The following is a 21,443-nucleotide window of genomic DNA, read 5'->3' on the forward strand; positions in this document are numbered from 1 at the left end:
TTTTGATCTCAAAGACGGGTGGCGAGGAAACTACGGATGATCTCCATCGAGGGAACGGCGACATTCCCGGTCAGATCGGCGAAAGCCTCGGAGAGGTCGAACTTTTCCAGATCGAGGGCCTCCATCTGTTCCACGGTTGCACCGTCGCATTGCGGGCCAGTCCCCGGGATCGGCTCAAAGCGGATGATTGGATTGTCTTCGCCCGAGTTTTCCGCAACGAGGCGGTAAGAGACCTTGGTCGTTCCGAAGTCCGTGTTCGTTTGTGCGCGCATTTGTTCGGTAAAGACGCGGGCCAGCTTGGAATTGAAGGCGCAGTAGACGCGCTTGACCTGCAGGCAGGCAAAGAAGCGTTTTGCGCAGTAAGAACCGATGTAATGTGTGGCCCCCAGGGCCGCGCGATCCGCGAGCGCCAGTTCGTCACCGCTGCATTCGCCAAGGATATGGTTGCCCCAGCCGGAATCGTTGCAGCAGTTCAAAACCCCGATGGCGCCGACCCGGCAGCTTGACGCCGTGCCATTGAAGATCCGGATGATCTGCCCGGCGCTATCCCGAGTTGCATCCTTGGCCATGCTGCCCAGGACCCCGAGCCATGCTGCGGCAGGACCGAACCCGGGACTGGGCGGTTCAGGGGTAACCGTCTCGCAATAGCCACCCGCGCAGACCCGCAATTCCGAGCAGGAGGCTGACTGGGCATCCGACGTGCCGTCGCAGCGGTAGCGATCCTCCCATTGCAGGCAGGCCCCGTCATCGGACTGGACCACGCAGTCGCTCTGGATCTTGTGGCAGCTTTGATCGGCCTCGAAGACCCCGCAGGTGTTCTCGGAGCCCTCAGCCTGACAGGAGACGGGTTTTTCCCAAGCCCAACAGGCCCGGGTGATGGGAACACCATTGATGATGCGGGTCTCGGACCCCGAGGTGCAGCTTGCCTCGTCGGCGGCGCAACTTGCGCCGATGCTGTCACAGGTGCCGCGCTTGGTCTCGGCGATCTCGGTCGTGGCCTCGCCCACCTGCCGGGCCGGGGAGAGATCACCCGTGACATCGATACAGTCAAAACTCTTGCGGAGGGCAAGGCAGCTGCCATCCATCCCGAGGTTCAGACAGGTACTGCCGGTCTCGTGGCAGGAGAGATTGGCGGCAAGTGTGGCACATTCATGGGTATCCCCTGCCTCGTCGCACGCATAGCGGCTGGTCTTGATGACCGCGACATCAAGCGCAAGCTGGCAGGTACTGGCCGAGGTCGCGACAACACGCTGGCAGGAACGCTCGATCACGCCCGCGCTCTGCAGACCCTCGGCGGTGCAGCCCTCGCCTTGGTTTCCGGTGGCGCTGAAGAGACCTCCGGCGATTGCATCAGCTCCGGTCAGGGCAGAGTCGGCGCGCCGCAGTCCTGGGTCGGTTGCAGGAATATCCCGCCTGGGGTTGCTGGTGGTGGCGGTGGTCTCGGATTGCAGGGCTGCAGCTTCGGTCGAGGACCCGGCCGCGCGCAGTCGCGCCGCGTCCTCGATGGTGGTATCGGTCAGCGCGGTTTCTGGCGGTGCAACCGTGGCATAGGGCGTTACGGTCTTGCCGATCATCTCTTCGGTAAAGACCGGACTGCCGGGAGCGATAACCAGCGGTGCCGCCGCAGCGCGCCCGTCCTCTGCGGCATCCGTCATCGGATCGGCAAAGACGCCGGCGGCCATGAGGCTGAAGATCGGGGCCAAGACCCAGGAGAACCTCATGGTGCTGCACCCAACTCGGCGGCCCGGTCCGACCCTGCTTGGTCGAGGATCGCTTTAGCGGTGGAAGCTGCATCCCCCTGCCCTGCCGCCACGAGGTTGAGTGCTGTCTCGAGCGGGATATTGCCTGACAGCCGGTCATGGGCGGGGAGCGGGTCCTGGAGACAATCCTCGGTCTCGCAAGTGGCCAGAGGTGTACTCAAGACGACAGCGACCGGCACCGCGCTCACATGGAACCGGCTGAAGAGCGTGGGATCGATGGCAAAACCCTTCGGCGCCTCGCCATTCCCCAAAGCCGCGCGCAGGGCATCGCCAGTCTTGAACACGGAGTTTTCAAGGAAGCCGCGGAAGACGACCACGCCATGCAGGCGGTCGGCATCCAGAAGGACTTGGCGCAGCGATGAGCTGGGCATCGCGAGGCTCGCAAAGACCAAAACGCGGGCCTCGCCGTAGCCCGGTTTGTCGTCTTCCCTGACGGCGGCATCCGATGTGATCCCGAGCAATTCGCGCAGCCTCGGGTCGTTCATCGCATGACCTTCGATTGCTTTCAGGCTGGAGGCGAAAGCACCGAGATCCTGCGGTGCGGCTGTTGTCAGGCTTTCCTTCAAGGCCTCGGCATCCTTGGCGGCCTTGTTCATGAGACCCGTCACATCGACGCCCACAGAGCCAGTGGCCCCCGGCGCAAATTGCGGCATTGGCTCGTCTGCCAAAGCCACTCCGGACAGGAATTGCAGGACAAGGCCCGCCCTGATCAAAGCGCGCAGCAATTGTGTTTCCTCCAGGTGAGCCAGCCGAAGCTTTCGCCTTTGAAAGGATATGCCCGGCCGGAGTCGACGAACTGGGTTGAGGAGCCCAAGGGTCCGCAGGCATAGCGGCCGGAGGTCTTGGCCTTGGGCCGGGTGATTTGGAACCGGTATTGCGATTTGGGCAGGATCGGCGCCGGCTTCGGCTGACAGAGCGCGCCCGATCCGGAGGTACGGCGCGCCAAGCCGAAACGGTGCATGCGCGCCAGGAGCTTGGCTGCCACGGTTTCCGATGCCTGCACCCCGCCGTAATGCTCATTGGCGTCCCCGGTCATCGGGTAGAGCCCGCCCTGACAGCCGTTGCACCAGAAGAGCTTGTCATTGCCGAGCTGGCCGGAGGAGGCCGCCACGCAATCGGCAGCACAGGCGGCCTGTGCCACCGGATTGGCAAAGAGGACCGCCTCGGGGTTGATCAATGTGGCCAGTTCCGGATCCTGCCAGAGCGGGTCGAATTCGCTCATATAGGCCACATCAAAGGTGGAGCTTTCCAGGCAAAGCCCGTCGATCAGCGTGCCGAGCCAGGAGAGCAGCGGGTAGTAATAGTAATGCGCCTGCCAGCGGGAACCCTCGGAACCGACATCATCGACGGTGACGGCATCCTTGCCCAAAGCGAAGAGACCCATGTTCATCTTGAAGCCGAGGTTCACAAAGCAGCCCGCCTCATCGGCGACATCGGTCAGCCGCACCGGCTCCCAGAGGCCGATGGCGAAGCCGACCCGCGGCGGGACCCCGCCACAGATGCAGAACGGCGAACCGGGGTTCGGCGTGTCGGGCCGCGAGCCGAAGAGCGAAATCGACCCGATGGAAATCGGAAAGATGCAATCGAAGCAGACTTCGGTCAGCGGATTGAGGAACTTCGCATTGCATTTGGCCAAGGCCTGATCCGTAAGGCCCATGACGGCGAGGGTGAGTGTGAGGAGGAGGCGGGCAATCATTTGGTCGGCGCCTCCGATGGTGAGCCATCTTGCGGCAGCGCCACCTCATCCACCCGCATGACCGGGTCGGCACGGGTTACCCGGGAGGGGAGACGGGCAATCTGGAAGCGGTTGGCCAGAATGCCCGACTGGTCGAACCAGAAGCGGCGGCCCCAGGTCTTGCTCAGATCAAGCGGTGCGCCTTGGGTCAGGACGATCAGACTGTCCAGCTCATTGCCTTGGCTAACGGCCCAGGCCACTTGATCCGGGTCGTCGCCGTCGATGAAAAGGATCGTCTTGTCAAACCCCGACCAGGCCAATGGGTTCACCACCGTGCCTGCCGCCGCAAAGACCACGCCGTTCTGATCGGCCAGATCGTGGTCAACCCGGATCGACAGATCGAGGCTGAAACTGCGGTTTTCGGTTGCCCTCGGCAAGGCCAGACCTTTGGGGCGGTTGGCATAGGTCTGCGCCTTACCCTGCATCTCGGCGGTCAATCGCTCCATCCCGCCATCGGCAATCATGGCGCTGATCTTCGCCTTGATCAGGGCCAGAAGATCGGGTTCGGCAATCGGGAAGACCTCGCCGAAATTCCCAAGGTCGCGTGCAGACGACGGGACCGTGGCGCCAAGTCCGATCGCTAGGCTCAGGGTCACCACTCTTGCCCAAGCCATGTGGCCACCTCCTGCCAGGAGGGGAAGCCGGGAAAGGGCACGCCTACGGCTTCGACATCGGCCATAGGGACGAAACCGAAAGTCTGGTAACGGCTGTCGAGTGAATTCGGCGCTTCACCAAAGACCGCCAGCATGCCCTCCGGCACCGTGCCCGAGGGCAGAAGCTCGGCAAAGGCCCTACCATCCCGCATTTCGGCGGCATAGCAAGTGCCGGCCACACAGACCTGATCCCCGAAGTTGCGGATCGGATCGCCGGGCATTCCGCCCACTTTCTTGACGATGGAATAGCCGTCGAGCTTATCCCCAAAGATCGCAGGCGGTGGCACGGCCACCACGGCGCCATGCCAGTAAACCTTGGGCCAGTGCCATTGCAGATAGGCCGTTTCCGGCAGGCTCTCTGAACCATTGAGCGTGAGCTGCAGATCGGCCAGCGCCCCGTAGCCCAGAACCACGATCCCGCAGGCCACCGCGATGAGACCGCGCCGCAGCCAGCGCCCGAGGAGCGACGAGCGGACATGAGGCTGCAACCCCTCCCCTCTTTCCTGAGATGCTTCCGCATCAGCACTCACCGCGACCAAAGGATCGGTCCAGATCGCATTATCAGGCCCCTCCCCCCATCCCGGGATATCCCCCGGATCAAGAGGCGCGAAACCCGCCGCTTCCGCCCCGCCCTTCACTTCATTCTCCGGATGGCGTTCTGGGTCAGAAGATCCGTGACATCCGGCACCTCTCCCGCAAGGACCGCCGAATTGGAGAGCACCACCGTCCCCGTCTTGGCGCCGTAGCGCAGCATTTCCTTCAGGAGCGCGCCATGAAAGCGCGTGACGGCATCGCCGAAGGCCTGCTCGTCTAGGTCGGAGATGCCGGGCGAGCGCACGAAAGTCTCTGCCGCGCGGTCGGCGTCCAGAACCGCCAGGGGCTTGGAGCCCGCGTGGTGGCTCGGGCTGAGTGCCGTCACCAGCGCCAGCGTGGCCGCCATGCTGATGATCCCGGTGACCGCCAGTTCCAGAAAGCGCTGCAGCTTTTGAGACCTCTGCGCTTCGGAAGACGTCCCCGGGACGGGGGAAGAGGGGGCAAAGACCGGCGCCTGTCCCGTCGCGGTCGGTGCGGCAACCTGGGCCGCCACAAGGTTTGTCCTGTCGTTCATCTCGCATTCCCTTCTTCCGCCACCCGGCGGATTGCATCGACCATGGAAAGCCCGCCCTCCTGGCGGAGGCGCCGGATCCGCTCGACCGTCTCGCCCCGGCTGGAAAACATCGCGAGCGAGAAGGGATCGAGGAGGAGCCGGCCAAAGACCCAGCCTTCCGGCCCCTTGATCGCCATCTCGGAATAGAGGCCCTGAACCGGGGCGATGGATTTGAGCTGGTGCAGCATGCCGGAGGTGACGGCGAGGCGCTTTTCCGAGGCCAGAAGGTCCAGGGTTTCGGGCTTCTGGGCCATAACCACGGTCCAGTCCGAATTTTCCAGACAGACCCGGGCGGCGGCGTTTTCTTCATAGTCGCGGAAGCTCTGCGTGCCGGTGATCAGCGCCGCATTGTATTTTCGCGCCCGCCGCACCAGGGCTTCGATGAAGCGCGCCGTGGCCTCGGTCTTGAGAAGATCCCAGGCCTCGTCGATGACCAAGGCCACCGGAATATCGCGGGCCGTCTTGTACATGAGCTCGGAGGACAGAAACATCACAATCTGCAGAACCACATCCTGCAGGATGCGCTGCCCCTTGATCCGGCTCAGTTCCACCACCGTGAAATCCGCCCCGAGCGAAATCGTGGCCGGCCCTTTGAGGTAAGCCGCATAGACCCCTTCGCCCACAAAGGGCGCCATCTTGGTCAGGACATCCGCCATGCGCGGATCAGAAGCATGGGCCTGCAGAAGCTCATGGACGTGGCCCACTTCCCCCTCCCGGCCCTTCATGTCCCAGACCCGGGCTACCGCTTCGGCGATATGGCTCTCTTCCAGTTCTTGCACCCGACCTTGGGCGTTCTTGCCCAAGGCGGCCATCGAGGCCACGATCCGGGTCAGAAGCTCGATCGCTTCGGCGCGGTATTCCGGGGCGGCCATCGCCTCTTCGGAGAGCATCGAGAAGGGGTTGAGCCGGATCGTCCAATCGGCTTCGAAATCGACGAAGGTGCCGCCGAAGAGCTCGACCGTGTTGCGAAACGAATAGCCGTCGTCGATCACCACGATCTTGCCGCCGCGGGCATAGATCGAGGCCACAAATTCCTGCATGAAGACCGACTTGCCAGCACCCGACTTGCCGAGCACCGCCACGTTGAAGTTGCCGCTCGAGCGGAAATTGTCCCAGTCGAAGATCCCACCCTGACGGCCGAGAAGGAGCACGCCCTTGCCCTCCCCCGCCCCAAGCCATTCACCATGGATGGGGGCGAAAGCGACGGCGGCTTCCGCCTTCAAAAGCCGCATTCGCTGCAACTTCCTCAGGTCCGTCATCCGGTTGCCGGAGGCCGTGAAGGGAAGCGAGGACAGGAACAGCGGCAATTGCAGATAGGTGTCATCGCCAAGGGTCAAGCCTGCAAAGCGGTAGATCTTGGCCAGTTCGGCCAGAGCCGACTTGGCCTCGGCATCGCCGCCCCTGGCATAGGCCGAGATCAGGAAGACGCATTCGAGAAGCCGCTCATTGCCTTCGACCTGGGCCACAAGCCCGTCGAACTCCGCCTTCTTCTCCGCGAGGTTAGAAGCCCATTTGGCGAATTCCGTACCCATGGTGTGCATGAGACCGGCGCGCTGGCGGTTGAGGAAGGCCAGGGTTTTGTCCTTGGGGCGCAGCCGCATCACGAGTGAGGTCAGGACCGGTCCGATTGGGCGATGCGCGGCATTGTCAGGGACACCGTTCAGGACTGCGCCGAAGGCCGCAGACCATTCCTTCGGGAACCGCGTGACAGAGGCCGAGGCCACCGACAGTTCCGGCTCCCCCTGAAACCCGAGCGAGGCGCGCCGCACCTTGAGGCCGGCGCCGGGCAGTTGGTGGTTAAGGAACTGATCCGGCATGTAGTCCGGCCAGCCGCGTGAGCCCGCGTGCAGGATTTCGGCGATGAGCTTCAGGAACTCTTTCGGGGCCACCTTGCGGACGCCATCTTCACCGCCAAAACCCGCGATCAGGGCGCAGCGGAATTCCAGAAGCTCACGTTCGCCGGTGAGATCCCCGCTGCCGTCGATCCAGACAGCGAGGAAGACCCGCCGCACATGCGGGATGGCTTTGACGCCATGATCGGTGCCAAAGCGCGCCCCGCGCAGGTGCCGCATGCGCGACCCGGCCATTTCGCGGACAAGATCGCCATGGCGGAAGCGGTGCTGCGCCCAGGTGAGCAAAGGCGCGTCGATGTCATGCGAGGTCCAGTTCAGGATCTGGATCGTGGCCTCGCGCGGCGCGCGGGACTGGATGATCGAGGTCAGCGTCGGGGTCAGATCGGCGGTGCCGACCTGCGGGGTTACCTCGAAGATGAAACCCGTCGAGTCCACATTCACGAAGAGCTCGTTCTTGGCCTCGTAAAGACGCCAGGGCAAAAGGTCCGAGACGACTTGCCCAGCCAGGACCTCGGGTGCGCCTTCGCTCCAATCCGGATCGTCAAAGAGGCTGGCGAAGAGCCCATTCAGCGCTTTCATGGCCGATCCCCCCAGGTGGCGGGCAGGATCAGGAAATGCACGAAAGTGGCCTCATAGAGGGTCTCGCCCTCGGCATGGGGGGAGATCCAGAGCGTGCCGACCTTTTCCGGCAGGCGGTAGGAGCCGGCATCATAGGCAAAGCCGCCATCGCCCATGGGGGCCGCGGTACCGGCCTTCCCGGCTTTGCCATGCGAGAGCGGGGATTGGGTCAAACTGCCCGCGAGCGTGTCTTCGCCACGTTCCTGCACCGGCTGGCCCGAGGACCCTGCCCCATCGGCCGCAGCAATCGTTGTGCAAGGCGAGCCCATCTGGGCCGGGCAGAGGAAATCCTGCTCGGTGTTGGAGGACGCGCAGGCGCCGAGCGTCAAGGCCAGGCAAAGCGCAAGGGTCGGGCGGAGTACCTGGGCGATACCCGATGCCGTTTTGCCGCCAAATCGCGGTGTCATCGCAAATCCACTCCATCGAGGAAGACCACTTCGACCGAGGTGCCGCCATAGAGCGAAACCACCGGCTGATATTGTTCGGCGCGCTGGATGTAATATTGCGCCAGCGTATTGGCGGCGCCGGAGATGCCGCCTCCGAGCGCGCCGGCCGCCGAGGCGCCGGCAATTGCGCCCACCGTCGTATCGAGACTGTCCGATCCGGTGACCGATTGCGCCGAGCCCGAGGCCGTCTGACCGATGCCCTGCAGGACGCCGGCAATGGCGGCGTTGCGGACCAGGGTGCCCTCGCGCGAGACGACCTTGCCGCGCACGCCCGCCTTACCTGAGCCGACGACGATGCCGGCCACCGGGACTTCCAGCACTTCGCCACGATGGTTGAGGCAGGTGAGCGTGGTGAGCCGGACATAGACCCGCTCGGACGAAAGATCGGCCGCAGCCGACCCCACAACGGTGCAACCGGTGAGATCCACCCTGCTGCCCGGGCCCGCGCCTGCCGCCGCCGTGGTGACCGGACCGGTCAGCCGCAGCAGAACCGGCACCGGGTTCTCCTGAGATTTCACGCCGGCGGAAGCATCGACGCCTGCGATGACCATGGCCGGGGCATAGCTGCCCGCCGGAACATAGCTCTCAAGCTTGCGCACATGCGAGTCCTGCGCGGCCGCAGCCGCCACAGTGCCGTCTGCGGGATCACCGCCATTGACGCCAGCGGCTTGCGCCGGCCCCTGCAGCCCGGAGGCTTTCTCGCTTCCCGGTGCTGCCGCGAGCGTGAAACTCGTCCCGAACCCGTCAGAAGAAGCTCCAGTGCTGCTGGCAACTCCCCCCTTCCCGGCATTTCCTGACCTCACCCCCGGAAGATCCCCTGCCCCATGCGGCACCGCCGACACGAAATCCTGCCCGAGCCCGGCATCCTGGGCCGCAGTATCGGGACCAGCGGCAGCCTCGCCACCCTTCAGGGTATTGATGTCCTGCTGCTGACGCAAAAGCGCGTCATCATATTGCGCCGTCAGATCCGCGATCTGCTTTGTCTGTTCCTCTTTCAGCGCCGTCACCGATGAGGTCAGTTCGGTGACCTGTGCTGTCAGCTTCTCGATCTCGGCTTTGCTTTGAGAAATCCAGGAGAGCTCCGGGCTCGCCGAGGAGGTGACATCGGCGATGATCGTCGGATCAATCGCGGGGCTATCACCCGATCCGACCAGATTGGCCTCCGAGGCATTCATCACCCAGCCGAGGATGCCCAGGAGTGTGACACCCCCTACCCCGGCGAGGCCCATGATCTTCCATTGCTGTACCTTGCGTAGATCGCTCATCGGGCACCCTCGACGATCAGAACCCAGGCGCGCTCGTTCGGCGTGAGCGTGGATTTCTCAACCCAGACGGCGAGGACATGAGACCCTTGGAAGTCCTGCGGCCGGACATAGCGACCCTTGGAGCCGCCACTGGCCACCAGGATACGGGCGCGAAAGCCCCCTGCCCTATCGCTTGCCACGACAGCGCCATGGCCGAGGCGCGGTGCGGGCTTGCGGTCGATGTGTTTGACGATCATCTCGCGGGCGAAAGCGACCAATCCTTCGCCATAGCCACCGCCTGAGATGTCCGTGGCACCCGGGTCGAGGAATGGAGCAGGTTCCGCCGCGCGCGAGTTGGCCGCACCGGTGTTTGGTATCGTGGCGGCGGGTTGGCCGGTGATTTCGATCACGACGGTCTCGGCATCCGACGTCGCACGCGGCGTGATCTCGTAGGCGATCGTCGTTCCGCTCTCGGTGATCAGATGGCCGGTTTCGGGCACGAGCTTCGCCTGATCCCCGGCGTAGCGGAAGAAGACGTCACCGGTCTCTTCATCGTTCATCGTCTCGAAAGCGCTGTCGCCATGCACGAGTTTGCGGATCCGACCGCCCTGCACCGAAAGCCGCGTCACGCCACCCACCGCGGCAGTGAAGTGAACCGTCTTGTCGATGCCGATCCTCAGATGCTGCTCAGCCGAAGCCGAGGTGCTCAAGGTGATGAGCCCCAGGCACAGAAACAGACCCATCCGCTTCATGGCTTGGCCTCCGGCACTTGAACTGGGTCGACCAGGCGCTCGATCCGCGCCACGCGGACCGAGCCGCCGAATTCGGAGAAGGTGACCCTGATGGTGCGGCGCTCTTCCGACACCCGGGTCGTGCCGAGGTAGGTCGCGAATTGCCCGGAGACGGTCAGGGTAAGCTTTGCCAGATCGTGGTCGATCTTCTCGGGCAGGAAGACCGTGGAAATCTCGCGTTTCTTGATATCCTCGGCCACTTCATCGAAGCGTTTCAGAAGGGCATCGCGTTCAATGGGGTTGGAAAGCCGCTCGATGACCTGACGGCTGTAAGTCGTCGTGGCGGGCGAGACCGTGTACATGGCCTGGGTCGCATCCAGGCTCAGCGCCTCAAGGTAACGCACATCGCCGCCGCCTTGCGCCACCATGCCATCGCTGACCCGGGAAGGTATCAAGATGGTCTGGCTGTGCGTCTGCAAGACCTGCCAGGAGAGAAGCAGGTTTGACCCGATCAGCGCGAGGCACACCAGCCCCAAGGCATTGCGAGCCCGGCGCAAGCGGCCCATCGATGTTTCCATCACCGCGAAATTCATCAGCCTCTCCAGACCGAAACCGCACTGTCGGGCAGGCTGCGGCAGAAGTTCATCGGGCGCGGCAGCACCCAGTAGAGGAGCGCCAGCACATGCGGCACGCCGCCCTCGCCCTTGAAGCGCTTCCAGAGCGCGAAGGAGATGAGGCCCATCGCGAGCCCCGGGATCAGATGCTGGGTCATGAGCCCAAAGCCCACCGGCAGCAAAGCCGCCAGACCCTCATCGATGGGGACGAGGAGAATGCGCGGCACATCCTGCAGATGCTGTTCGACGCGGATCACAGGGTCGGACATGGGGGATCTCCGGTGGGTAGAGTTTGGGACGAAACGGGATCAGGGATCGATCGGGGCGGCTCAGGTTCTGAATGTCGCGGCCCGGGGGCAGCACCCGGGCCGGGGTTCAGCTCAGATCGGGCGTGCCACGGCGTCGAATGCGACGGGCAACGGGGCCAGAGCCGGGACCTCAAAGCTGATCATGTCGGTCGTGGCGGTGATCCCGGCCACCGATTTGATGATCGTGATGCCGTAGCCAAGGAAGAGACCCACCGCGAGCGAGACGATGACCAAGGTCCAGCGCCCGGTCAGCGCCAGCGTCACACCGCCCACGATCACCGAAAGGATCAGGATCAGATAGCCACCCGCCCCCTTGATCAGCCCGTCAAGTGCGGTGTTGAGCGTGCCGAACCCGGCTGCGATCCCGGTGCCGGTGGTCGAGGCAATGGCCGCATCGGCCAGGACGATGAAAGCCCCCGCGAGGAGGATCTTGGCAAGTGTCGAGGTGGTCAAAATATGGCTCCCGAGTTGGTTTGAGCCCGCCTGAAACCATGAGCGATCTCGCCGCACAACACAGGGTCGGCAAAGGTGACATCGAAAGTTTCCCCGCAGCGGCGGTTGAAAGAATCTTCCAGGATTTTTCGCCCAATGGTTGTTGAGGGAAACGTCATTTTGCGACCTCTGCGCGTGTTTGAGTCGCAAAACGACCCCTTGCCGTTTTACGAATCTCTGCCTAAACGCCGCCGCCCATCGGAGTAGCCCATTTGGGAACCTGATATAGAAACCCTATGAACACACTGTAATTACGAAGATCACTGCCTTGAAGCAAAAGAAAACACCCCTGCCCTTCGTCCCGCTCGAAGCCATGATCGCCCGTGCGCCGGGCTTTGCCCGCCACGATCTGCGCATCGCCCAGATTGCAACCTCTGGTTACATTCTGGCCCTGCAAATGAACGAATTCTTCCGCCCCGAACTGGCCTATTCCTCCTTCCCGCGGGCCTGGTTCGAACACTACACGGCGATGGATTTCCTGCTCCTCGACCCGGTTCTGGCATGGGCGGCAGCGAATTCCGGTGCGGCTCGCTGGTCTGAAATCGCAGGCTCCCAAACCCCGCCGCGTTCGGTCAGGGTTCTCGAACATGCGGCCAAGTATAACCTGCGATTCGGCGTCATTCTCTCGACCAAGAATCAGATGATCGGGCTGAAGCGATCCTTCCTTTCCTGCGCCCGAGCCGATCGCGAGTTCACCGACGATGAGATCCGCGAACTTGATGTGCTGTTCCACGACACGCTTTCGCTGCGCTCCCTGACCAGCGATCTGACCCCGGCCTGCCGCGAGGTCATGACCATGCTGGCCATCGGCATGTCCCAGATCGACATCGCCCTGCATCTCGGCATCAGCCGCGACTCGGTCAAGAAACGCATCGAGCGGGCCTGCAAGGCGCTCGGCGCCCGAAACGCCGCCCATGCCCTCGCCATGGCCGTCGAGGGCAGCATCGTGAGCGCCTATGACTGACCAATCTGCAAAATCGGGATGCGAATTCGGGATCGACACAATGAAGAAGCGCTCTGCTCTCGGTAGGTTCACCGTCTCCCTCGCCATCCATCGACAGGCGCTGATGACTGGGGAGATCTGGGCGTGAGGAGGGAGAATTCTGACCTCGAGCCCTCCCAAAGCCGCGAATCGCAGAATCGCGATGCTAAGGCGCGAGTGCTGTCCACCGGTGCCACATCTAGCGAAAGCAGCATGGGCAGACACCAATCTGTTGACAGCATGGCAAAGGAGAATGCACTTAAGAAGCTGTTTTCCAACGCGTTTTCTCGAGGGGAAGAGCTAGCACTCAACGCCTCAGAACCCGCTCAACGGTTTTTCGTAGATTCATCCGCCTTTTCTGTTATTGTCGGGAAAAATATAAATACCCGGGGGCAGATGATGAACGGGATAAGAGCATCCCAGAGATTTGATGTTATGTCCAAGCGGCTTAGCACGCGCCTGCTTGAGCATACGCAGGAAACGTTTCCGCCCGATGCGCAGAAAGGTTTGCGTCGCTTCGCCATGCGCGAAGCGGCTGAACTCCTCCGGATCAACCAGAATACGTTCCGACACCATGTATCGAACCTCGAAGGCTTCCCAGCAGGTCTACTTGAAAGTGGCAGCCGTCGAAGCTTTTCGGCAAAAGAGATGGTCGAAGCACAGAGGATCCTCCTTGAAACAGGCAGGATGAAGCCCGAAGAACATCCGCATCGTCAGCCCGGCGAGGCATGTCAGGTGTTGACCGTTTTCAACCTTAAAGGCGGCTCCGCAAAAACGTCGACGGTCACGCACATCGGCCAACTTCTGGGCCTTCGGGGTTACAGAGTGTTGCTTGTCGACCTCGACAGCCAGGGAAGTCTCACCAGTCTTTTCGGGGTTACGCCCGAAATCGACCCGGACATGCCGACCTCCTACGATCTGATCCGAACCGAGAGCCCCCTGCCCGCTTCAGAGATCATCAGAAAGACCAATTTCCCAACGGTTGACCTCATCCCGGCTTCCATGGACATCATGGAATACGAATTCGAGGTTGCGCTAAGTTTCCGCCACGGAACAACGACTTTTCACAGCCGGATCCGCGATGCACTCGAGCCGATCTTGGACAACTACGACATTGTCATTTTTGACACCCCGCCGCAGCTAAACTTCACTGTGATCTCTGCGCTCTTCGCATCCACCGGTGTCGTTATCCCGCTTAACGCGTCGATGCTGGACGTCATGTCACTGGCCAGCTTTCTGGGCATGGCAAGCAACCTGATGGCGGTTGTCGAATCACATGCGCCGGAACACGGGCTTAACTTCGTGAGGGTCCTGATCACGCGCTACGAGAACACGGATGGGCCACAAGTGCAGATTTCCTCGCTTTTGCGCACGGTCCTCGGAGATGCGGTGCTTCCCGCCGAATTCTTGAAGTCAACGGCGGTCGGTGATGCTGCAAATACCCAGCAAAGCATCTTCGAGGTCGAACCGCGCGATGTGAATCGCAAGACATACGAACGCGCCATCGAGTCCGTTTCTCGCGTAACAGACGAAATCGAAAAGGAAATTTTGAAGGCTTGGGGGCGGACCAATGGCGCGTAAGGTTTTCGGGGACTCATTGAAAAACGCAATGGTCCAGGGGAACACCTTGGACGAACCCTCAGATTTGGTCCGCACCAGTCCGACAGTCGTGAGGGCCCAGGCATCGGTTCTGGAAGAAGACAAGCACGCCACAAGGCTTCTTGATCCAGGGACAATCCGAATGTCTGCCGTAATGGACCGGATTGATCCGTCTGACGGCCTCGACGAACTCATTGCCTCAATCCGTGAACATGGTCAGAAAGTGCCTGTACTCGTGCGCCGGGTTCAGGATGGCTACGAAATCGTCTATGGGCGTCGCAGACTGCTTGCGTGCCGTGCACTGGGCCAACGTGTCCGCGCAACTGTAATGGAGATGACGGACGAAGAGGCCATCATCGCTCAGGGCGTGGAAAACAATGCCCGCTTGGACCCATCATTCATCGAGCGCGCTCTATTTGTTTCGGGAATCATTCGCGAACTGGGCAAGACAGACGACGGACGGAAGAATGCACAAACCGTCGCCTATCGTGCTCTTCAGATTGACGAGTCGCTCGTCTCTCGGATGAACCGAATCGCCAATGGCATCCCGATCGAATTGATCCGCGCCATAGGCCCGGCCTACGGGGTCGGACGACGCATCTGGGAGAAGCTTGCAAAGCTCTGTGAAGCCAACCCCAAGGGGGCCATTTCGGTCGCTGGAAAGGTGCCGCATGGCTTTTCAGGTCCCGATCGCCTCGACGCCGCAATTGCCTTGCTCTCGCCGCCGCCCCCTGCCCCACCAACACCCAAAATGGGTGAGCGCGTAAGAATCAGCCGGAAGGGCAACCGCATCATTCTGGATGTGGACGCAAGCCTGATGGAACGCGTCGAAAATACCCTTCGAGAGATTTTGCGCGACCTTCTTGATCTAGGCCCAGATGGCACCGAGCGAGACACCCCCCGGTCTTGACCGCGGTCAAGACCACAAATCCACAACAAACGAGCAGAAAGGAGGAACGGACCGAAAAAGAAAGACCCCCCGAAAGCGGTGCTTCCGAAGGGCCTCAATTAGTCTGGACAACTGATTGATACCCCCATCACGATTCCATTTCAACACCGCTGCCGGTGATCGGGGAAGCTTTTTCGCCGAAAACATCATGAAACACGTGCTTCGCACCTCACCCGCCTTGGCGGCACCTACTAGTATTGGGTTTCGCATATCGTACGAACTCCTGACCCCGGTCAAAACCCTCCGTCGCGAGCTCGGCCTTACACCGAATGACCTGGCCGTTCTGACCGCCTTGATCAGCTTCCTACCGCGAGACAAATCCGGCAGACAGCAAGCTGTGGCCCCTTCAATCACGATCGTCTTCCCATCAAACGAGTCCTTGTCCGAACGCGCAAACGGCATTGACGAGCGCACCATTCGCCGTTGCATCACTAGACTCGAGAATGCAGGTCTGGTCAGCCGCAAGGCATCAGCAAATGGCAAACGATTTCCACTGCGCTTCGGCGGAGTGATCAAGGATGCCTTCGGTTTCGACCTGCTCCCCCTAGCGAAACAGTTCGCCGCCTTGACCGTTCGAGCGAAGGCACTCACTGATGCGCGCAGGGACCTTGGTTCTCTTAAAGCTCAAGCGATGTCTCTGCGTGTGAAAGCTGCAAAGAGGACTGATCTCTCTGAAGCCGAAGTGGCCCAATTGGCAATTGCAAGGAATGCATTGCGTCGTGCAACAATTGGTGCGGATCAACTCTCAGACATGATCACAGCACTCCAAGCTCTCGTCGACAGAAAGGCTAACAAAATTAGGGTTTTGGTAGATGTGACAGGGGACACCGAACCTGTTCACCAAGACTCAGAATCGCACCAAACGACCGCCAAGAACGGTCAATTTGTCCGGCACATAGAGTCACAAAAAAGAGATTCATTAGAAGACGGGAACGGCAAGCGTGAGGACAACACCGCAATCCGTAGCAGGAAAGGTTTCGAGCATCAGAGAACAGAACCAATTCTATGGAATGACTATGCTCAGCTCGCTTCGTTTTTTCCTGACCCACCAATTAGCGCAGATGGGTTTATGCGTCGTCTCTCGGACATCGGCAGCATGCTTAGAATTCGCTACGAAAGCCTGATGCAAGCGTTGAGACATGCCGGGCCCGAGAAAGTGCTTCGGACATTGGACTATCTGCTGGCGAAGGCCGACTCGGTCCAAAAACCAGAAAGCTACTTTGCCAAGGTCGTATTCGGGTAAGGACGTTCGGGTTTCTTGACCGCGGTCAAGTTCTGTTCGGAGGAAGAGTTTGGTCGGTTGAGTGTGACGGTGAGTGAGATCGGGAGAGTGGCTCCTGACGCCCGTCGCGGAGATGATCTATGGCCAAAGCTGCCCAGAACGTGACTCTGTCGCCCTCGCGCGATATACCCTTCGACCGGCTGGTGCTGAGCCAGTCCAACGTCCGGCGCATCAAGTCCGGCGTCTCGGTGGAGGAACTGGCGGAAGACATCGCGCGCCGCGGCTTACTACAGAGCCTGAACGTCCGCCCTGTGCTGGACGAAGCGGGTGCTGAAACCGGAAAGTTCGAGATCCCGGCGGGCGGTCGCCGCTTCCAGGCACTGTCCATGCTGGTGAAGCAAAAGCGTCTCGCCAAAACTGCACCGATCCCCTGCATCGTTCGTGACGCAAGTTCGGCTATCCTCGCCGAGGATGACTCTCTGGCTGAAAATATGCAGCGCGTGGCCTTGCATCCGCTCGACCAGTTTCGCGCCTTCGCTGCCCTCCGGGAAAAGGGTCAGGGCGATGAAGCGATTGCGGCGGCCTTTTTCGTGACGCCCCAGATCGTGCGGCAACGCCTGAAGCTGGCCTCTGTCGCTGACCAACTGCTCGACGTTTATGCTGAAGATGGCATGACGCTGGAGCAGTTGATGGCCTTCACCATCTCGGGTGACCAGGGGCGGCAGAATCAAGTCTGGGACGCGATCAAAAACTCCTGGAATAAAGAGCCCTATGCGATCCGCCGCATGCTGACAGAAACCTCAGTACGGGCCACCGACCGCCGGGCGATCTTCGTCGGGATCGAGGCCTATGAGGCGGCGGGCGGGACCGTGGTCCGCGACCTGTTCCAAGGCGATGACGGTGGGTGGTTGGAAGATCCGGCCCTGCTTGACCGCCTTGCCAATGAGAAGCTCAAGGCCGAGGCGCAGGCGTTGGTATGCGAGGGCTGGAAATGGATCGAGGTTACCACCGACCTGCCCTATGGCTTCAGCTATGGTATGCGCCGCCTTCACGGCGAACCTGCTCCGATGTCGGAAGCAGAGGCCGCAGACCACGCCAGACTGCTGGCCGAATACCGATCGCTGGATGCCGAATGGTCGGAAGCCGACGATATCCCCGAGGACGTCGACGCCCGCCTTGCGCAGCTCGCGGAGTCGATGGAGGCTCTTGAAGCGCGTCCGATGATCTTCGATCCGGAGGAGATCACGCGGGCAGGGGTCTTTGCGACCTTTGACAGGGATGGACGGCTTGTCCTCCACCGTGGCTTCGTTCGTCCCGAAGACGAGGCGCAGGTTGAGGTGTCGGAAACCGGCGACACGGTGGGGCAGGGTGGTGAACCCCAGCCCCTTTGCTCGGATCGGATGCCGGCCTACGGCAACGGCGTAACGACGACCGTGGTCACATCAGGTGGCCAGCCGCTTTCCACTGCCTCCGAAGATGACGACGACGGGGTGCTGAAGCCGCTCTCGGAACGCCTGGTGATGGAGCTCACCGCCCACAGGACACTGGCGCTTCGCGAAGCCGTTGGCCGCTCCCCTGAAGTCGCCCTGACCTTGCTTCTGCTGAAGTTGGTGACCGACACGTTCCGCAGCTCGTCCGCCACCGGCTCATGCCTCGAAGCTTCGGTGCGTCAGGTGTATATGACGGTCCAGGCGCCGGAGCTGAAGGACAGCGCGGCGGCTGAGGCCATCGATGCCCGTCATGCTGCTTGGGGGGCAGAATTGCCCTTGGGCGATGAACCTGCGCTCTGGGAGCGACTGTCGACGCTGGATCAGGCAAGTCGCCTTTCTCTTCTCGCCCATTGCCTGAGCTTTGGCGTCAATGCCCTGCATGAACGGGTGAGCCCCTATGGTGCGGGCATCTCGGCTTCCGGCCTGACCCGCCGCATGAAGCATGCCGACATGTTGGCCAAGGCAGTGGATCTCGACATGGTCGAGGCGGGATGGGAACCGACTGCAGAGACCTATCTCTCGCGTGTGCCGAAGGCGCGGATCATCGAAGCCGTGCGCGAGGCAAAGGGGGAGGGCGCTGCCCAACTCATCCACCACTTGAAGAAGGGCGATATGGCTGTCGAAGCTGAGCGCTTGCTCAAGGGCACCGGCTGGCTGCCGGAGGTGCTGCGCCGGGCGGACCTCGTGGCACTTCAGGGTGAAACATCGGAAGGGCAGGGCGACGATATCGGGGATGAGGCTGGGATTGCGCCAGAGGAAGAGGATATGGTCGACCTTCCGGCCTTCCTCGTCGCTGATTTGCCCGCCGAACCGGCACAGATGATCGCTGCCGAGTGATATTTGCCCCCGAGGGCGGGGAAACCCGCCCTCATGTCACACAAAACACAACAATATCAATGATATGAGCGAAAAACTTCGCGCTCAGGATGAGGAATCATGTCCGCAACGACCATTATCGACACAGCACCTCTGGGTGCCCTGATCCGTTACACTGACGGCAGCCCCAAACCGCCTGCGCGCTTCACCAAGAAGCTTGCCGCCTGGGAGCGCTCCAATGGGATCGGCCGTCTTGTGAAGAAGGAACCGCCCAGGCCCTATCAGACTTGGACCGCACCGGCCTCCTTCACGCTTCACGAAGGTAACTTCTCTTCCGATGGGGTCATCCTCGTCACCATCATGCGCAGCCATTCCGCCGATAGCGCCCTGACCTTCGACGTCGTCGAGGTGCCGCAGCCGGGTCAGGTCAAGATCCTCCTCGATTTCGGCGGGGCGACTGAGCTACTCAACCTCGCGGCCAACCAGATGGCGGCGGAGCTCTGGATCGCCAGAGAAGGGTATCGCAACGCAAGGCTGGAAGTGGTCGGCGCCAGCGACGACGGCAGGGCAGGGAAGGCGAACCTCGCCGCCTGAGCCTTTACGACAGAAGCTTGAGGCCCGCCCAAGGGCGGCGATCTCCCAAGATGACCCTGTCCCCCAAAAAGGGGGGCAGGGCGCCACATGTCCCATCCCCGTCTCGTCTGCTCGGACCTTCATCCTGGCAGTAGTCTGGCGGGGTGTGCATCAGCGGGTCCATCGGCTCCTGAGGCTCGAGCCCCATCCCCCCGTTCGCCCGTCCCTTCCTTGGCCCGAGGCCGGTCTTCGAGATCAAGCCGCGAGGGCTCGGACTACGGGGCAAGCCCGTGCCGCCGGGCGGATTCGAGCAAGTCGAACGCACCCGGTGATGTCAGACCGTCTCGGGCCTTCGGGGTCCTGTCGCGCGGAGGATGGTCCTCCGCCTCCAAGACAGGAGCCGAAAAGATGTCCCGCAAAGATGCACACGCTTACGCCGCCAGCCTCGCCGCCACGCTGATGGTCGCCATCGTGGTCTTCCAGGCCGGGGATGGGTCCTATGGCGCCGTCCCTGCCGATGAAATCGACGGAGACGAAGTGGTCATCGTGGCAGAGCACGATCCATGGGCTTAAGGCTCAGGCCTCACGCAAAGGCTCGGGCGGCGCGGTGGCGCCACCCGGGCGCTTCGCCTGTCCGGCGCATACGTCCGACAGGCAAAAGGAGCCGACGCGAGGTCGGCATTCCGCTTGGTCCAGGCAAGGAGATCGCATATGGCCGCGACCTGTTTCCCCTACGGTTCTCCGACCAGCCACACGCGGGTTGATCCCGCGCTCGGCCGACCCTGGCCGCGTTGCATCAAAGCAGAGCCCGGCACCTTCGGCCATGAATTTCGCAGGCCCGCCGCCTTCATCGGCACAAAGATTGCGGCCGGCGCTTAAGCTTGCTTTTGCGCCGTCTGCAAGGAGCGCGGTCACGAGGCGCGAGGCTTCGGTACGTGGCAATCAATCGACGGGGCAGGGCAGGGTGCTCCGTGATCGGCCTCGCCCCCGCAACCGGTGACCCCGAATAGCCAGGGTCATCTTCGGATCACGGCTTTCGGACCGCCGCACGCCTCGAGGTGGGCGACGTGCCACCCAGACAGGTCTCCCCTGGCGGACCGAATGATGGTCAGGATCTAAGGATGACGGGAGGACATCGTCGAGGACCACCGCTCGCTCTTCTGTCCCTCGAGTTCCACCAATTCGGCAATTGAGTGACCCAACTCATGGGCGAGGATCGCCAGCTTGTTTCGGGCACCCGATTCTCACGCACTTCGAAGTGGACAAAAGCCCAGACCCCGCCCTTCTGCCCTTACCGCAGGTCTGCGATCGACATCGGTTCAGGTTGAAGCAGGGAGCCAGGTTCTGATCGGTATGCATCCGGGCGCTGTACTCAACAGGTATCGCGGCAGCTCGGACGGTGGGGCAGGGGACGAGGGTGGGCGTGGTGATCTCTTTCTCCCCGCCCGGGATGGTTCTCCCTGGGCCTGACATTGCCGGATGAGGTCGGCTGAACTTGTCTGCTTGGGTTCCTCCCCTGTGGCCTGGTTGAGGCACCTCCCCTTCGACTGACAATCCCCTAAGCCTGTTCGGTTTCCTGCCCGCAACCCCGCTCCTGTCCGGGCCGTGTTGGCCGCAAAGCGTCCTGCCCGCTCCACCCCATCCCCTCGGGGGTTTCCGGCTGGTCCCTTGGCCCAGCCGTGCAGGCGTCTCCCGACAGGCTTCTGCCAGGTCTTGTCGAAGGGATGGACCCTCGCACCAGACACAGGAGTTACACCATGCAGAACATCGTCATCCTCGCCGGCAACATCGGTCAGGCCCCGGAAGCCCGCGTCACCCAGGGCGGCACAAAGGTCACCCACTTCACCCGCGCCACCTCACGCCCCCGCCTGTCGGATGGCCGCCCGATCCGCGACGAGCACGGCTACCGCGTGATGGACACCGAATGGCACCGCATCACCTGCTTCAACGGCCTCGGCAAGTCGGTCGCCGAGAACTGCGAGAAGGGCATGAAGGTCCTGGTCCATGGCCGCATCCACTACACGAAGTGGACCGATGCGGCGGGTGTCGACCGCTACGGCTGCGAGATCATCGCCGAGAAGGTCGACTTCCTCAGCCGCCCGAAGACGGCCGAGGGCGAAGGCCCCGAGCTGGTCGACAACAACGACGAGGTCGGCTTCTAAGCCGAACATCACCCGGCCCGGCGGGGAAACCCGCCGGGCTGAGGTGGTT

21 protein-coding genes are annotated in these 21,443 nt (G+C 62.0%); 8 read left to right on the plus strand and 13 right to left on the minus strand.

Features of this window, described 5'->3' with window-relative positions:
• Positions 1-8 precede the first annotated feature (8 nt).
• The 13 genes from traN to AC1DZT_RS19220 all read right to left on the minus strand — a co-directional run bounded on the left by traN (position 9) and on the right by AC1DZT_RS19220 (position 11,562).
• Entirely contained in the window at positions 9-1,703 is a 1,695-nt protein-coding gene (gene traN, locus AC1DZT_RS19160; protein WP_478008248.1) for a conjugal transfer protein TraN, read from the minus strand.
• 14 nt (positions 1,704-1,717) lie between these two features.
• Complete coding sequence (trbC, locus tag AC1DZT_RS19165) at positions 1,718-2,485, minus strand: type-F conjugative transfer system pilin assembly protein TrbC (protein WP_478008249.1); 768 nt, start codon at positions 2,483-2,485, stop codon at positions 1,718-1,720.
• Positions 2,470-3,456: a conjugal transfer pilus assembly protein TraU gene (traU, locus tag AC1DZT_RS19170; protein WP_478008250.1), complete on the minus strand. Its 987-nt coding sequence runs from the start codon at positions 3,454-3,456 to the stop codon at positions 2,470-2,472. Before traU ends, trbC begins: the two co-directional genes overlap by 16 nt.
• Positions 3,453-4,109: a hypothetical protein gene (locus AC1DZT_RS19175; RefSeq protein ID WP_478008251.1), complete on the minus strand. Its 657-nt coding sequence runs from the start codon at positions 4,107-4,109 to the stop codon at positions 3,453-3,455. Before AC1DZT_RS19175 ends, traU begins: the two co-directional genes overlap by 4 nt.
• The gene (locus tag AC1DZT_RS19180) at positions 4,088-4,636 is read right to left on the minus strand and encodes a S26 family signal peptidase (RefSeq protein WP_478008252.1); all 549 of its coding nucleotides are present in this window, start codon (positions 4,634-4,636) and stop codon (positions 4,088-4,090) included. Before AC1DZT_RS19180 ends, AC1DZT_RS19175 begins: the two co-directional genes overlap by 22 nt.
• A 146-nt stretch (positions 4,637-4,782) precedes the next feature.
• Positions 4,783-5,256, minus strand: coding sequence for a TrbI F-type domain-containing protein (locus AC1DZT_RS19185; protein WP_478008253.1), 474 nt, complete (start codon positions 5,254-5,256; stop codon positions 4,783-4,785).
• On the minus strand, positions 5,253-7,727 hold the full coding sequence (locus tag AC1DZT_RS19190) for a TraC family protein (protein WP_478008254.1): 2,475 nt from the start codon (positions 7,725-7,727) through the stop codon (positions 5,253-5,255). The genes AC1DZT_RS19185 and AC1DZT_RS19190 overlap by 4 nt, the downstream gene beginning before the upstream one ends.
• Positions 7,724-8,173 carry a TraV family lipoprotein gene (locus AC1DZT_RS19195; RefSeq protein ID WP_478008255.1) on the minus strand — a complete coding sequence of 150 codons (450 nt, stop codon included), beginning with the start codon at positions 8,171-8,173 and terminating at the stop codon, positions 7,724-7,726. Before AC1DZT_RS19195 ends, AC1DZT_RS19190 begins: the two co-directional genes overlap by 4 nt.
• The gene (locus AC1DZT_RS19200) at positions 8,170-9,477 is read right to left on the minus strand and encodes a TraB/TrbI/VirB10 family type IV secretion system protein (RefSeq protein WP_478008256.1); all 1,308 of its coding nucleotides are present in this window, start codon (positions 9,475-9,477) and stop codon (positions 8,170-8,172) included. Before AC1DZT_RS19200 ends, AC1DZT_RS19195 begins: the two co-directional genes overlap by 4 nt.
• A complete protein-coding gene (locus AC1DZT_RS19205; protein WP_478008257.1) occupies positions 9,474-10,208 on the minus strand; it encodes a TraK domain-containing protein in 735 nt (244 codons plus the stop codon). Before AC1DZT_RS19205 ends, AC1DZT_RS19200 begins: the two co-directional genes overlap by 4 nt.
• Positions 10,205-10,780: a TraE/TraK family type IV conjugative transfer system protein gene (locus AC1DZT_RS19210; protein WP_478008258.1), complete on the minus strand. Its 576-nt coding sequence runs from the start codon at positions 10,778-10,780 to the stop codon at positions 10,205-10,207. The genes AC1DZT_RS19205 and AC1DZT_RS19210 overlap by 4 nt, the downstream gene beginning before the upstream one ends.
• Positions 10,780-11,070 (minus strand): type IV conjugative transfer system protein TraL, encoded by a 291-nt coding sequence (gene traL, locus AC1DZT_RS19215; RefSeq protein ID WP_478008259.1) that lies wholly within the window; start codon positions 11,068-11,070, stop codon positions 10,780-10,782. Before traL ends, AC1DZT_RS19210 begins: the two co-directional genes overlap by 1 nt.
• Before the next feature lie 111 nt (positions 11,071-11,181).
• Positions 11,182-11,562 (minus strand): hypothetical protein, encoded by a 381-nt coding sequence (locus tag AC1DZT_RS19220; RefSeq protein WP_478008260.1) that lies wholly within the window; start codon positions 11,560-11,562, stop codon positions 11,182-11,184.
• A gap of 307 nt (positions 11,563-11,869) precedes the next feature.
• Between AC1DZT_RS19220 and AC1DZT_RS19225 the strand changes: the two genes are divergently transcribed.
• The 8 genes from AC1DZT_RS19225 (at position 11,870) to AC1DZT_RS19260 (ending at position 21,394) form a co-directional block, all read left to right on the plus strand.
• A complete protein-coding gene (locus tag AC1DZT_RS19225; protein WP_478008261.1) occupies positions 11,870-12,565 on the plus strand; it encodes a helix-turn-helix transcriptional regulator in 696 nt (231 codons plus the stop codon).
• A 231-nt stretch (positions 12,566-12,796) separates the two neighbouring features.
• Entirely contained in the window at positions 12,797-14,164 is a 1,368-nt protein-coding gene (gene repA / locus AC1DZT_RS19230; protein WP_478008262.1) for a plasmid partitioning protein RepA, read from the plus strand.
• Between the two features lie 28 nt (positions 14,165-14,192).
• A complete protein-coding gene (locus AC1DZT_RS19235) occupies positions 14,193-15,092 on the plus strand; it encodes a ParB/RepB/Spo0J family partition protein (RefSeq protein WP_478008356.1) in 900 nt (299 codons plus the stop codon).
• A gap of 187 nt (positions 15,093-15,279) precedes the next feature.
• Positions 15,280-16,374, plus strand: coding sequence for a helix-turn-helix domain-containing protein (locus tag AC1DZT_RS19240; RefSeq protein ID WP_478008263.1), 1,095 nt, complete (start codon positions 15,280-15,282; stop codon positions 16,372-16,374).
• Positions 16,375-16,493: 119 nt separating this feature from the next.
• The gene (locus AC1DZT_RS19245) at positions 16,494-18,680 is read left to right on the plus strand and encodes a ParB/RepB/Spo0J family partition protein (RefSeq protein ID WP_478008264.1); all 2,187 of its coding nucleotides are present in this window, start codon (positions 16,494-16,496) and stop codon (positions 18,678-18,680) included.
• Between the two features lie 99 nt (positions 18,681-18,779).
• Positions 18,780-19,253: a hypothetical protein gene (locus AC1DZT_RS19250; protein ID WP_478008265.1), complete on the plus strand. Its 474-nt coding sequence runs from the start codon at positions 18,780-18,782 to the stop codon at positions 19,251-19,253.
• Between the two features lie 387 nt (positions 19,254-19,640).
• On the plus strand, positions 19,641-19,805 hold the full coding sequence (locus tag AC1DZT_RS19255; protein ID WP_478008266.1) for a hypothetical protein: 165 nt from the start codon (positions 19,641-19,643) through the stop codon (positions 19,803-19,805).
• A gap of 1,184 nt (positions 19,806-20,989) precedes the next feature.
• A complete protein-coding gene (locus AC1DZT_RS19260; RefSeq protein WP_478008267.1) occupies positions 20,990-21,394 on the plus strand; it encodes a single-stranded DNA-binding protein in 405 nt (134 codons plus the stop codon).
• Positions 21,395-21,443: the final 49 nt, after the last annotated feature.

This window comes from Rhodobacter sp. P1_C2, assembly GCF_056406375.1.

What these genes read in the sequence shown, in the direction of transcription:
- traU (WP_478008250.1), bottom strand. Translation starts at nt 3,456, where the DNA reads ATGATTGCCCGCCTCCTCCTCACACTCACCCTCGCCGTCATGGGCCTT.
- AC1DZT_RS19175 (WP_478008251.1), bottom strand. Translation starts at nt 4,109, where the DNA reads ATGGCTTGGGCAAGAGTGGTGACCCTGAGCCTAGCGATCGGACTTGGC.
- AC1DZT_RS19185 (WP_478008253.1), bottom strand. Translation starts at nt 5,256, where the DNA reads ATGAACGACAGGACAAACCTTGTGGCGGCCCAGGTTGCCGCACCGACC.
- AC1DZT_RS19190 (WP_478008254.1), bottom strand. Translation starts at nt 7,727, where the DNA reads ATGAAAGCGCTGAATGGGCTCTTCGCCAGCCTCTTTGACGATCCGGAT.
- AC1DZT_RS19195 (WP_478008255.1), bottom strand. Translation starts at nt 8,173, where the DNA reads ATGACACCGCGATTTGGCGGCAAAACGGCATCGGGTATCGCCCAGGTA.
- AC1DZT_RS19200 (WP_478008256.1), bottom strand. Translation starts at nt 9,477, where the DNA reads ATGAGCGATCTACGCAAGGTACAGCAATGGAAGATCATGGGCCTCGCC.
- AC1DZT_RS19205 (WP_478008257.1), bottom strand. Translation starts at nt 10,208, where the DNA reads ATGAAGCGGATGGGTCTGTTTCTGTGCCTGGGGCTCATCACCTTGAGC.
- AC1DZT_RS19210 (WP_478008258.1), bottom strand. Translation starts at nt 10,780, where the DNA reads ATGAATTTCGCGGTGATGGAAACATCGATGGGCCGCTTGCGCCGGGCT.
- traL (WP_478008259.1), bottom strand. Translation starts at nt 11,070, where the DNA reads ATGTCCGACCCTGTGATCCGCGTCGAACAGCATCTGCAGGATGTGCCG.
- repA (WP_478008262.1), top strand. Translation starts at nt 12,797, where the DNA reads ATGGGCAGACACCAATCTGTTGACAGCATGGCAAAGGAGAATGCACTT.
- AC1DZT_RS19235 (WP_478008356.1), top strand. Translation starts at nt 14,193, where the DNA reads ATGGTCCAGGGGAACACCTTGGACGAACCCTCAGATTTGGTCCGCACC.
- AC1DZT_RS19240 (WP_478008263.1), top strand. Translation starts at nt 15,280, where the DNA reads ATGAAACACGTGCTTCGCACCTCACCCGCCTTGGCGGCACCTACTAGT.
- AC1DZT_RS19245 (WP_478008264.1), top strand. Translation starts at nt 16,494, where the DNA reads ATGGCCAAAGCTGCCCAGAACGTGACTCTGTCGCCCTCGCGCGATATA.
- AC1DZT_RS19250 (WP_478008265.1), top strand. Translation starts at nt 18,780, where the DNA reads ATGTCCGCAACGACCATTATCGACACAGCACCTCTGGGTGCCCTGATC.
- AC1DZT_RS19255 (WP_478008266.1), top strand. Translation starts at nt 19,641, where the DNA reads ATGTCCCGCAAAGATGCACACGCTTACGCCGCCAGCCTCGCCGCCACG.
- AC1DZT_RS19260 (WP_478008267.1), top strand. Translation starts at nt 20,990, where the DNA reads ATGCAGAACATCGTCATCCTCGCCGGCAACATCGGTCAGGCCCCGGAA.